Origin of the sequence: Hoylesella loescheii DSM 19665 = JCM 12249 = ATCC 15930, from assembly GCF_000378085.1 — a bacterium.
GTDB classification, from domain to species: Bacteria; Bacteroidota; Bacteroidia; order Bacteroidales; family Bacteroidaceae; genus Prevotella; species Prevotella loescheii.
The window spans coordinates 13,360-26,345 of the sequence record NZ_KB899222.1; the positions used below are offsets into that span (position 1 = coordinate 13,360).

Genomic DNA, 12,986 nt, shown 5'->3' on the forward strand with positions numbered 1-12,986 from the left:
TTATTGTTTGTACTTTGATTGTTGGCAGGCAGCAAAGCATTTGCTCATCCACCCCACCTTAATAATAAGACGGTGGAACGTCTTTCTCTGTCGTTCCCCATTGTTTATTGGGCTCTTTACCCATCACGAAGTTCAACTTTGCGCCATTCTTCAGTTTATTCCAGTCTATCCAAGTGGATGTTGTTTCGCGGCCATCTACCTGCAAACGCTGTATGTAAGGGGCTTCGTTGCCTGCGTTTGCACCCATAAGAGTAAGCGTTTTGCCTTCCTTGAGCTGCAACTGAACCTTAGAAAACAGCGGGCCAGTTATCACAAAGCCACCAATACCAGGGATATAGGGATACAATCCCATAGCCGAGAATATGTATAAGGCCGACATTGCACCGGCATCGTCATCTCCGGGGAGGCCATTAGGCGTGTTATCAAACCTGTTGAGGATGTTTCGCACCAATCGTTGACTTTTCCATGCCTTGCCCAAGAAGTTGTACACGTAGGCACTTCCAAAGCAAGGTTCGTTACCCAACCAATAATATGGAACGTCGGGTGCCCAACCATGCTTCACTTGCGATGTGAAAGTGTCGAGCCTTTTCTCCATAGCTTCCTTACCTCCACAAAAGTCTGTCAATGCGTCTACGTTATGCGGAACGCTCCAGAAATACTGCATGGCATTACCTTCGTTAAAGCCTTTCTCCATATTGGGCGTGAAAGGCGTAAGAAAACGGCCATTGGCATTTCTCGGCCTTATCAGTCGCGTTTCTTCATCAAATAGGTTTTCGAAGCTTTGCGAACGATTCATATAATAGTTGTATGCTGCCTCGTCGCCTGCGGCCTTGCATATTTGGGCAATAGAAAAGTCGTCGATAGAATATTCAAGAGTCATCGAAGCGCCATGCCCATGCCTGTCTACGGGCACATATCCATACGTCATGTAGTCTTCAACGTGTTCCCAACCGTGGAAGCCTTTACACTTAATGTGCTTCATCGACACGCGCTTCATCATCTCTTTGGTTGCTTGCAGGTCGAAGTTTCGTGCCCCAAAGGCATAGAGATTGGCAATGAAGGGGAACGTTGAGTAACCATTCATCACCCCATACTCCACGTTGTTCATGCTCCAATTGGGGTAAGCACCCCCTTGCTCGGCATCAAGTAACAACGATTGGGCCATATCCGAAGCCTCATCGGGTGCGATTAGGGCCTGCAATGGGGCTGTTGTGCGATAGGTGTCCCATAACGAGAAGTTGGCATAATGTTTCCTTCCATTGGCCACACGATGCACTTTGTCGTCAAATCCCATGTAATCGCCGTTCACATCACTGTACACGTTAGGGTGCAAAAGGTTGTGATAAACGGCGGTGTAAAATGCTTGTCGTTGACTTTCGCTACCTCCTTCTACGGTCAAACGCGACAACATGCGCTCCCATTGCGATTTCGTTGCACGGTAAACGTCATCAAACTCCCAACAGCTTATCTCTTCTTGCAGGTTTTTTCGAGCGTTTTCGATACTCACATACGAAATGCCCACCTTCATTTTCACTGCCTTTCCATTCAATTTGCCAAACGATACGTATGCGCCTAGGTCGTTTCCTGCCACGTTAGACACCCCTTCGGTTTTGGTTTTTCCTTTCCACACGCCGTAGCTGCTGAACTTGGTATTGAACTTAGCCACAAAGAACACTCGGTAAGGACGGTCTTTGGGGTCGCGCCAACAAAATCCGCCCGTCGAAACCCATCCTGTTACAGTCATGGCTGTCGACTCAATGTGCAGTTCTCCATCGCCTATGCCATTGGCGCAATTGGTAGGAGCAAACACCAGATGTGCCTCTTGGTCGCCACGATAGGTAATTTCGCCGATGGCAGAGTGTACCGTAGCAGCGAACTTCGCATCAATAAGGTAATTGTCGAGCGTAACGGAATAATAGCCAGGCATTGCCTTTTCGCGTTCGTGCGAGAAGCGCGACACGTATGCATGTTTATCGTTCACGGGCGATTTGTCGAGAGTTCCCGCGACGGGCATAAACTGCAAGTCTTGCATGGCATGACAACCCACACCACTATAATGTGTCAATCCAAAGCCGTTTATCTCGTTTCGGAAATATTTGTAACCTGGACGCGATGTGGCATCTTCGTAATTATCGAACGTGTTGTTAGGACTTAACGACAGCATACCGAACGGAGCCTGTGCACCGGGGAAACAATTGCCCTCGTTGCCCGTACCTATAAAGGGGTTTACAAGCTGATAGGGCGTCTTGTCTTGGGCAAAGAAAGCCCTTGGTATGCCTGAAATAAGTGCCAGACATACCCAAAATCTTACCGTCTTAAGCATAAGCCACCTGTTTGTAAGGGGGTAAGAGGTGCGCCAGATACCGCAATAATTCGACGTTTTCGTTAAGCCAAATGATCAATGCCAAACTTGCTTGAACGTTGCCATGGCGAGAAAACGCTCTTTTGGGAGGAACGAGAAGAGAACCACGCAGCATCATAAGACGCCCCCTTACCACACCATTTACTATTTTACGCCATATAGTTCCAATTCCCAAACGCGGATGGTGAAGTCTTTGTTAGGGTCGTAGGCTACGAATTTCACGTATCTTCCCTTGGCGGGAGCAAAGGTTACGTCTTTCACGTTGTCATTGTTGTCGGTCTCGCTGAGGGCCAAAGTCCAGTCGGTTTGATTGTCGCTCACAAAGAGTTTAAAGTTTTGGATATTGTCATAATCGGTCTCTTTGGTACGGCAGTCGTAGAATTTCAAGCGATAGATTTGGCATGTTTGCCCTAAGTCTACCACCACTTCGTGTTCTTTCTTTCCCTCGGCACACCATTTTTTGCTGTAATTGTCGGGGTCGGCAGTGCCATCAAAGAGCCAATCGGGCCTTTCGTCGCCCACATTGCCACTACACGACACAACCTTCTTGCCAACACTTAGCAATTCTATCTTTTTGCTATTCGATACCTCTATGTTGGTTTTCAGTTCTACGTCGTCGCTCTCATCGTTGCTTTCCACAAACACTTTCACCTCGTAATCACCTTCATCGGGGATTTTCACCACCACTTTGTTACCCCTTTCAGACAGTTTCTTAAACTGCTTGGGCAAAGTCCACTTGTACTTATAGGTGGCAGACGAATTAACACCTTCTACCTCAAACGACACTTTGCCACCAGTGGGAAGCAGCACTTTCGAGGCTTTAAGGCTGAGTTTGTTACCCGTTTGTTGCCCAAATGCCGAAAGCACACCGAGCGTGAGCATAAAGCCCAACGTCAAAAGGAAATGTTTCATGTTGTTTAAATATTAATTGTTATTTGATGTTTACTTAGTTAGTTCATATCTTATAGTTGCTCCATTCTTCAGGTCATCATAAGTAATGATGCCGTCAGGACAGCTCTTGCCGTTCACTTTCACCTCTTTTATATAGATGTTCTTATCGGTGCGGTTAGGCGCGCTTATCTCAATGTTGCCGTTTGCCCGTTGTATGGTCACTCGTTTAAACAAAGGCGAATTGAGATAGTAGATGTTTTGCCCTGCGTTGGGGAAGAAACCCATAGCCGAGAAAAGCCACCACGAAGACATGGCACCGCTATCGTCGTTGCCGGGCATAGAATACTCGCCGAAAAGATTTTCCAATACGTGGTTCACCCAATAGCAAGTGAGGTCCATTCGCCCTGCATGGTTGAAGAGGCGCGTTGTAAGGAACGATGGCTCATTGGCCAACTCCAACAGGCTATTTCTGAAACCGTAGTCCAGTTTCTTGGCAAACTGCTCTTTGCCACCATTCAATTCGATGAGCTTATCTATGTCGTGGGGCACAAAGAAAGAATAAGTCCAAGCGTTGGCTTCATAAAAATAGCGTTTCCACGAACCCCAAAAGTAGGTGGCATCTATGTCTATCCACTTTCCATCCTTGTCTCTGGGACAAACAAAGCCCTTAAAGCCCTTGCTTTCTAAGTTGGCATTCCACATGTTCACCCAGCGTTTTGAGCGTTCCAGATATTTCTTGTAATCGCATTCGTGGCCCAATTTCTTGGCTGCTAATGCCATGCAGTAGTCGTTATAGGAGTATTCCAAGGCGGTAGACTGAGCCATCACGCCACCAGGAAGCCATCCGTTCTGCCGATAGAACAGCGAATCGTTTTGGCCTAGTCCCTTTTCGCCCACCATTAACGGAGCTGCACGGCGCTCGTGATCGGCACTGAACTTCAAATATTTGTAAGCTTCCGCCTTGTCAAAGCCCTTAATGTCTTTAATAATAGCATCGGCCACGATGTTGTCAACATCGTTTCCTCCTTGTTCTTCAGCCATATCGTTACCTGCGATATAAGCATCTTTCACCTTTCCGTTCACCTTAAAGCGGTTAACAAAAGCCTGAACGTTACGCCCCACCACGTCGGGTTCGATGATAGTGAGCAGTGGGAAGAGCGTGCGCCACGTGTCCCACACGGCGAAATGGTCGTCCCATAGTTCCATGTTTCCAAATGCGGGAAACTCGTTCGTACGGTTTCGGGGCATCAGCAAGCAGTGATACAAGGCCGAATAAAATTGCTTCATCCTCACGGCAGGGGCTTCGTCTACTACGATGTCGCTCAATATGCGGTTCCATTTGTCCTCACCACGCTTCTTCGTTGCCTCGAAATCCCACCCTGGAATTTCGGCAGCGAGATACTTCTTGGCCTGTTCAACACTGTTAAACGATATGGCTATCTTGAGCTTAACCACCTCGCCATTGTTCGTGTAGTATGTAAAGTAGCTACCAATACGGTCTTCTCCTTTGGTAAGCTCAGCCTTCTTGGCACCTTGTTGCAGTGTTCCGTTTTTCCATACGCCAAACGATCGAGGCTTCTTATCTAGCTGAGCGGTGAAATACAGCTTGTAAAAACCACCGCTGAAACCTCCTTCGTATTCAATCATACCCGAAAACTTGTCGCCTTCGTCACTGTCTATGCTCACGTTGTTTGCCTTAACCGTTCCGCCGATATATTTGGCAATGTCGCGTGTAAGGCTGTGGGTTACGTCCATGGCTATGTTCGCCTCGGGCGTTTGTGGGAAAGTGAAGCGGTAAATGGCGGCATGTTCGGTTGGCGTTAGTTCGGTAACGATACCATACCTATCTAATTTTGCCCTATAATAGTTGGGCTTAGCCACCTCGTCACTTGCTGGCGAGTCGTGTTCGGTTTCGCCAATGCTAAGCCCCACTTGAGGCGAAAGCAAGAAATGGCCATACTTTCCCCATCCCGTTCCACTAACATGCAGCTGCCCGAAGCCACGTATTGGCTGATTAGGCGCATATCCGTCGTGTTCGCCTTCTGGTGTTTGGGGCGACGGATTGATAGAACCGAACGGCATTTGCGGACCGATTACGCAATTGCTTCCATTAGCATCGATAACCCCCACCCTATTGTCTACAAACGACATCAGGGCGTATATCTTTTTCTTACCCTCTGTATGCAGGTAGCGTGGCTTAACCATAGCACCCCATTTGCCTATTGGCTCGATGCGCGAGGGTTGTCCTGCACCCCTCGTCCACACCTGAAACTCCATCAAACGCACAGCGTCGTCTTTGGCTTCTTCGGGCACAAGGAAGCGAACTAAACGCACTTCTTTCCAGTCAACATCGTAAATGCGTTGGTTTTGGGTATTTGTTGTCTCTGTAATTCGGTCGGTCCAGTGTTGCCCGTCGGCACTGGTTTGCACCTTATAGATATTGTTAGGATCCCAATGCTCCCAAATCAAGCAAACCTTACGCACATTGTAATCTTTCTGAAGGTCGTAAAGCAACCACTTGTTTGGCGAACTATTGTCGCACCATTTGGTTTGTCCATTTCCATCGCAAGCCATTTCGGGCGTCTCGCTTTGGTTGACGAAAGCCGACGCGCTCACATCAATCTCTTTCGACAAGGCGATGTTGCGCATAACAGTATCTATGCTTGCGGGTTGTACCTGCTTTGTTACGGCCACCTTTTTACGCTTTGTGCGCGTGTTGTCGGCAGGCCAATTCGCCCTTACCATCGCTTGCATGGCGATGGCCACAAACAACAGGGCCGGTAATAATGCATGTTTTCTCATCTGTCTAATAGGTATATATATTGTTATAGTTAATCTATCTTTACACTTATTGCAAGGTTTAGGCAAGGCGGAGCAGTTTAACGGCAACTATTCATTTTGCTACTTATTTAGCTTCACATGGAATAAATAGGTCGCTACAGCGCACATTTTGTCATAATTAGGCAATAAAGGGTCGATTATTATGTGCACAAAGTTATGAATAATATAGTAAATCTTTGTACACTATGTTATCAATATTTAATACTTTCTTGCATTATCGCATTTTCTTTTTAGTAACTTGGGCCGTAATACAGCATCTTTTGCCCTTTCTCCCCTTCACCATTCCAACATAAGCACAGGCAATCTTGACAGAAGGACATAAGAACATGCCGTAAGAAACAAACAACATGAACTGATGAACAGTATCTTTTCACCTTCTCATTTCTTCCTCCTTCCACTCTTTAAACCATCTTTTCACCCTTTCAATTTTCAACTTTTCAAACTCACCTAAAATGCTCTTGTAACCTATTCATTACGCGAGTTCGGGATAAGAGATGTTCGCTATGTTAACTACCGCTGCGCGGTTGTTGGCGAGAAAGCCATTCCGTCATTCGCATTTTCATCATTCCGAGAATGCACTTTCTAAGCCCTGATTATGCATTATTAGATTAATCGCTGTGTTACATGTGTTTTGGACGGCTGTTCCATGTTAGCTGGAATGCTGTTCCAGTTGAATTGGAACACTGTTCCAACTTAGCTGGAACAGGAGTCCAACTTAACTGTAACACGGCGAGAGCTTAAAAAGCTCACTACAAGGGCTTATCTGGTGAGGCGTGAAAGATGGCATTTGGAGGTAGGAAGGGTGAATTGGTGGTGGTGATAGGCTGTGGAACGAACCGGCTAGATAGTGCCAAGCTAGCATCAGACTTTACGTGAATTTGGGATTACATGTTAAATGGAACTTTATTCCAAATAACAAGCAACAGCCGTACAAAACAGGTGGAACATTTCGATAGGCCTTCCAACACATCTCAAGAGCATATCTATCGAGTTGCGAACATTATCTTCCTTGCGTGCGAACGCTATGCCAACGCGCCCAAACAAAAACATCCCCCAAGCGCACTTACCGTGCGTTGGGGGATGCATGCGTTAGCTTTTCAGCCCTAACTTACTTCAAGTTGGGGTTGATTTCGTGCCACTTTTCTACTGGAGGAAGCACGCCAAGGGCGATAACCTCTTCGCGCATCTTCACCAAGTGTTCGTAGCTCTTCTTCAATTCAGCCATTTCCTCGGGTGTGCCAACAACTTCTTCGTAGGCAGAACCTTTCTCGGTGATGCTCACTTCCATAGCCATCATGATGTGGTCGATGCCTGCGAATGACACGTAACGACCTGCGGGCCATGCAAATTCTTCGCCACCCATAGCGGCTTCAATCATCTTAACCGATACGTAAGAGGGGCTTTGGAACGAGCTGCGACCACGAAGCTTGATGATGTTAGAACCACCTTGCACCGTCTTCTGCTTGATTTCGGCCCATTTCTCGGCGCTGAGCTTCGGCGTGCCGATAAGGTCGAGCAGCGGCGTGCCTTGTACCTTGGCCGTAGAAGCAAACACAGCCATAGACTCGCCATGACCTCCGTAGGTGCGGCAACCCGTTACTTCGCTCTGGGGAACACCGAAATGCTTAGCCAATTCGCTTTGTAGACGGATGGAGTCGAGGGCTGCAAGCGTTGAAACTTGCGAGGGTTTGAGGCCCGACCAGATGAGGGTTACCAAGCCCGTGATGTCTGCGGGGTTGAAGATGATAACCACATGCTTCACGTCGGGGCAGTAAGCCTTGATGTCTTTACCCAGTTGTTCGGCCACGGTAGCATTGCCTTTGAGCAGGTCTTCACGTGTCATGCCTTCCTTACGGGGAGCTCCACCCGACGAGATGATGTACTTAGCGCCCTTGAAAGCTTCCTTAACGTCGGTGGTGTAGGTGAAGTTCACGTCCTCGAAACCGCAGTGACGCATTTCTTCAGTTACACCAGCCAAACCCGGTTCGTACACGTCGTACAGACAAATGTTAGGGGTAAGACCAAGCATGGCAGCCGTTTGGGCCATGTTCGAACCAATCATGCCGGCAGCACCGACAATAACTAGTTTCTCATCTGTTAGAAATTCCATAATTGTTATTTGATTTTTGATTAAAGTAACTTCGTTTTATTATTAGGGCAAAGGTAGCAAAAAAAAATGATAAGGCATGCACCTTAGAAGGCCTTTAATTTGTTATATTTTTAAAACAAACACGCTTTTTGTTACCTATGGTTGACAAAACTGGTGACAAAGGCCATGTTTTTCATATTTATTTCATAACTTAGCCCCGAGCCAACGACATGCTGCTCGACGGAATGCAGTATGCAAACGGGGACGCAACACAACAATATAACATGACAGAAACTAAAAGCACTAGATATGAAAACAATCGAACAACGGCTTGACGACTTGCGCCAACTGATGCGCAGGGAGCATTTGGGCGCCTTCATCTTTCCAAGCACCGACCCCCATTCGGGTGAATATGTACCCGAACATTGGAAAGGACGCGAATGGATTTCGGGTTTCAACGGCTCGGCAGGCACTGCCGTGGTGACGCTAGACGATGCTGCCGTGTGGACCGATTCGCGTTACTTCATCGCCGCCGAAGAGCAATTAAAGGGCACGGAATTTAAGCTGATGAAGGGCGGACTGCCCCAAACGCCGTCTGTAGCTGAGTGGCTGGCCGACAAGTTGCGCCATACCGACAACACCGAGGTGGGACTAGACGGTATGGTTAACACACTGAGTGAGGTAAACGCACTAAAAGCGGAGTTGAGAAAGCTGGGCGGACTGACACTAAGAACCAACCTCGACCCACTGAAAACGATATGGACCGACCGCCCTGAGATTCCCACCAACAGCGTTGAATTGCAGCCTTTGGAACTGGCTGGCGAAGAAACGCGCCACAAGATAGACCGCATACGTAAGGCTTTACGCGCCGTGCATGCCGACGGAACGCTGGTAAGCACGCTCGACGATGTGGCTTGGGCACTTAACCTTCGTGGTTCTGATGTGCAATGCAATCCTGTTTTTGTGGCTTATTTGCTTATCGAACAAAATCGCTCTACACTATATATTAATAAGGAGAAGCTAACTAACGAGGTGGCCGAATACCTGAAATCGCAGCAAATAGAGGTGGCCGAATATGGCGATGTGACAAAGGGGCTGGAGCGTTATGCCGAATACAACATCCTGTTAGACCCCAATACAACCAACTATACGCTTGCGCAGAAGGTCAGATGTCAAGAGGTTGTAACGCTTCCTTCACCTGTTCCTGCATTGAAAGCTGTGAAAAACGAGGCCGAGATACGTGGTTTTCGCAATGCGATGCTGAAAGACGGCATCGCAATGGTGAAGTTCTTGAAGTGGCTGAAGCCTGCAGTGGCAGCGGGAAAGGAAACGGAAATAAGTCTGGACGAGAAGCTAACGTCGTTCAGGGCCGAACAACCGCTATTCCGTGGAAAATCGTTTGAGACCATTGTTGGTTACGAAGCGCATGGGGCCATCGTGCATTACGAGGCTACGCCACAAACGAACATACCCGTAAAGCCACGTGGATTGGTGCTGATTGACAGTGGTGCGCAATATCAAGACGGAACTACCGACATCACCCGAACCATCGCCTTGGGCGAAACAACGCTCGATCAGCGCACGGCCTATACGCTGGTGTTGAAGGGATTTATCAACTTTGCGATGTTGAAATTCCCCGACGGCGCAACGGGCACACAGCTAGACGCCACAGCCCGCTTACCTCTTTGGCGCGAGGGCATGAACTTCTTGCATGGCACGGGTCATGGCGTGGGGGCTTACCTCAACGTGCACGAAGGGCCACAGCAAGTTAGAATGCAATGGCGGCCTGCGCCTTTCCACGCCGGAATGACCATCACCGACGAGCCAGGACTGTATATCGAGGGCGAATATGGCATCAGAATAGAGAATACTTTGCTCACCATTCCCTATCGCTCTACCGACTTTGGCGAGTTTTTACAATTCTCTTCACTAACGCTTTGCCCCATAGACACCACTCCAATTGTGATTTCTATGCTCTCGGCGGAAGAGATTGCATGGCTTAACGACTATCATCGCCTAGTGTACACCACGCTTACACCGCATCTTGACCGTGAACATACGGCATGGCTGAAAGAAGCAACGAAGCCGTTGGAGATGGGAAGATAAAAGGCGATTGACTTGATTTTACATAATCAAACTAGCTTATCTAGGTAGTCCGAGACATAGCGACCTACCTAGATAAGCTAGTAACACAAGCGACATTAAAGATACCATGAAAGCTAGAAGGCCTAGCTAATCGATGGCATGAACCTTAATACCACTTCTTTATCTCCATATAATGCTGCGCAAACTCTTCGGCTTGGCCAGGCGCGGTGTGCTTAACCAGCTTTGCAGGTACGCCTGCCCACAATTCGTTAGCACCTATCTTCGTGCCTTGCAGCACCACGGCACCAGCCGCAACCACAGCTCCTTCGCCCACTTCGGCGGCATCTAGCACCGTGGCTCCCATGCCTATGAGACATCCGCGACGAAGCGTACAGCCGTGAACGGTGGCGTTATGCCCCACCGACACATCGTCTTCAATCACTACGGGCGTGCCATGCGACTGGTGTACGCACGCCCCATCTTGTATGTTTACACGATTGCCGATACGTATTCCGTCTACATCGGCACGGAGAACAGCACAAAACCATACCGAACAATCGTCGCCCATGGTGACGTCGCCCACAATGGTGGCATTCTCAGAGAAATAACAATTGTGCCCCCATTGAGGGCCTTTACCGTTTACTTGCTTAGTAAGCATGTGTGTGAGTTTTTGAGATTGTGAGTTTATGAGGTGTTAAGGGGTTAGGGAGTTAAGGAGTTAAGCCGTTACTTTGTGTGCAGAGTTACAAATCATCTTGTTGATAAACCTGCAGTCTTAGATGTTTCGAGCCTCGCTGTTTAACCAAGCTATTGGCTTAACTCCTTAACTTCCTAACTCCTTAACTCCTCATTCTATCTTCACCTTTCCACCATTATCATCCTTCGATAATCCTGCACTCGGAACACGAAGCGGGTGTTGGCGGGAATCTTTTTGAGAGGTAAGCTGATGTACACGCGTTGCGAATAATGCTGCGGAACACCGTTCTGACTATGCGCGAGGTGCATATATAAGGTGTGATCGCCACCAGGAGTGGTAACAAGTGAATCGCGTACGACGCCTATTCGCTGTTTTCTATCGGGTTCGTCGGTTCGTCCCACCTTCAAGGAGAAAGCGATATTGAAGTACTTTCTGTTCTTACTAACCCACGCAGCTTCAAACGTTACGGGGTCGGTAGGCAAATTGGTGCTGTCGGAAAGCGTAACAACAGGGATGGGAACGATGCTTCGCGGATTGACGTTCTTCCCACGTTGGTCGTAATAATACAGCACGCGATAAACACTATCGGCCTTGGTTAACGCCTTGTTGGACGTGTTCGGAGGAAACCGAAGGGTGTCGCCCTCGTCGGTTACGGCAAAAGCCAGCGTGGCATTGGTAGCCGTGTGGGCTTCGGCGAAGTGAGCTTTCAGGTACGAATTGATACCGTCGCCCGTTTCGTAGCTGTTGGTTTCACATGCAGAAAAGGTTATCAACATCGCGAGCACAAACACGAAAGCCACGCCTATCGACAAGCCTGCGAGGCCCGATATGGGGTTACGTGGGTTCATAAGGCAGAGCGTTGGTTTATCAAGGGGTTAGCATACATCTCGAGCATGCATTGTCTTAAGAAGGCTTCATCTTTTTGTGGAAGCGCTATCTTAGCCATCTGACCCTCCAAATACTTTTCGAACGTGGCCTGTTCTTGGGCCGTAAAGGCATTGCTTGCCCCTTTCTCGCCCGTGAGTAGATAGAGTGCGACGCGGTTTCCTGGGTAAATGCGATAGTTGCGGTATATCTCTTGGTCGATGTGATGTGCCACAGCGGCAAACAAATTGCCCTTGGGCATATCGCGATCGAGTGTTGCGAGGAATCCGTCTATACACTGGGCGCAATGGTAATGAATGGCACCTTTATAGCCAACAATACCCGTTTGCATGCTCAACACATCGTCTTGCGCACTCTTTTTAAAGTCGGGTGTGTCGCGTTTTTGCTGCATCTCCTTGGCTTTAAGGAAATCGCAGGGGTCGTATTCATAGGAAATGGCCAGCGGCACAATGTGTAAGTCGGTCAAACGGTCAACGATATCGCCCTCGCCACCTATCGCCATCATCTTCAAAACAGCTTCTTGGGTGCGGTCGTTAGAGTCTTTCGCCCGCCCTTCGCGTTGTGCAATCCACACGTTTTCTTGCTTTTCGTTGATGGCATAGTGCATATACTCAGACAAAAGCTTGCTAGACACCAGCATTTGGCGAATGGGCAAGTTGCGTTCTACGATAAACGACTTGTTCACTCGCACCAAATCTCTCACCCAAGGCAGTGAGAGCAGGTTGTCGCCGATGGCTATTTCGCATGTGGTCGAGAAGCCATTGTCGATAAGAAACTTCGCTAGGAAGGCCGAATCGAGCACAATATCGCGGTGATTGCTTACAAAAGTGTAGCGACCCTGATTGTCGATGGCCGTGCTATCCATTTCTGCCCCACTGCTTGCCTTAGCCAAAAGATTGGCCAAGAATGGGTAGGCAAAGGTCTTTTGCACCTCAAGACTGGTTTTGCAAGCCCGCAATTGTTGTGCAAAAAGCGAATAAGGAAGCTGCGGGAAGATGTAGGTTATCACGGTCTCGAACTGCTTATCGGCCAGAAGTCGGTCGAAAGCGGCGGGCAATTCTTCAGCGTCGAAAGGCCGAATAGGTGCGAATTTCTCTTGATAGCTATTGGATTGCATGCTGTGTAGATGATAAAAT

The 12,986-nt window shown here is 48.3% G+C and carries 8 protein-coding genes and 1 pseudogene; 2 read left to right on the plus strand and 7 right to left on the minus strand.

Annotated elements, in window-relative coordinates; genetic code table 11:
- Window positions 1-58: 58 nt before the first annotated feature.
- The 3 genes from F453_RS0111615 to F453_RS0111625 all read right to left on the minus strand — a co-directional run bounded on the left by F453_RS0111615 (window position 59) and on the right by F453_RS0111625 (window position 6,055).
- Complete coding sequence (locus F453_RS0111615; RefSeq protein WP_018968167.1) at window positions 59-2,323, minus strand: GH92 family glycosyl hydrolase; 2,265 nt, start codon at window positions 2,321-2,323, stop codon at window positions 59-61.
- Window positions 2,324-2,506: 183 nt separating this feature from the next.
- The gene (locus F453_RS0111620) at window positions 2,507-3,274 is read right to left on the minus strand and encodes a discoidin domain-containing protein (protein WP_018968168.1); all 768 of its coding nucleotides are present in this window, start codon (window positions 3,272-3,274) and stop codon (window positions 2,507-2,509) included.
- A 30-nt stretch (window positions 3,275-3,304) separates the two neighbouring features.
- Entirely contained in the window at window positions 3,305-6,055 is a 2,751-nt protein-coding gene (locus tag F453_RS0111625; RefSeq protein WP_018968169.1) for a GH92 family glycosyl hydrolase, read from the minus strand.
- Window positions 6,056-6,740: 685 nt separating this feature from the next.
- On the opposite strand from F453_RS0111625, the pseudogene F453_RS16325 reads away from it, so the two are divergent.
- A pseudogene (locus tag F453_RS16325) lies at window positions 6,741-6,914 on the plus strand (thioesterase).
- 288 nt (window positions 6,915-7,202) lie between these two features.
- Here the strand turns inward: F453_RS16325 and F453_RS0111635 are convergent.
- Window positions 7,203-8,204, minus strand: a complete 1,002-nt coding sequence (locus F453_RS0111635) for a malate dehydrogenase (RefSeq protein ID WP_009237550.1) — start codon at window positions 8,202-8,204, stop codon at window positions 7,203-7,205.
- A 288-nt stretch (window positions 8,205-8,492) separates the two neighbouring features.
- Here F453_RS0111635 and F453_RS0111640 point away from each other — a divergent pair, with 288 nt between their 5' ends.
- Window positions 8,493-10,289, plus strand: coding sequence for an aminopeptidase P family protein (locus F453_RS0111640; protein ID WP_018968171.1), 1,797 nt, complete (start codon window positions 8,493-8,495; stop codon window positions 10,287-10,289).
- Between the two features lie 145 nt (window positions 10,290-10,434).
- On the opposite strand, the gene F453_RS0111645 is transcribed toward F453_RS0111640, so the two are convergent.
- From F453_RS0111645 to F453_RS0111655, 3 genes are all read right to left on the minus strand, one after another.
- Window positions 10,435-10,926, minus strand: coding sequence for a gamma carbonic anhydrase family protein (locus F453_RS0111645; RefSeq protein ID WP_009237547.1), 492 nt, complete (start codon window positions 10,924-10,926; stop codon window positions 10,435-10,437).
- A gap of 200 nt (window positions 10,927-11,126) precedes the next feature.
- On the minus strand, window positions 11,127-11,813 hold the full coding sequence (locus F453_RS14350) for a NigD1/NigD2 family lipoprotein (protein WP_018968172.1): 687 nt from the start codon (window positions 11,811-11,813) through the stop codon (window positions 11,127-11,129).
- On the minus strand, window positions 11,810-12,967 hold the full coding sequence (locus tag F453_RS0111655) for a 1-acyl-sn-glycerol-3-phosphate acyltransferase (RefSeq protein ID WP_018968173.1): 1,158 nt from the start codon (window positions 12,965-12,967) through the stop codon (window positions 11,810-11,812). The genes F453_RS14350 and F453_RS0111655 overlap by 4 nt, the downstream gene beginning before the upstream one ends.
- Window positions 12,968-12,986 lie beyond the last annotated feature (19 nt).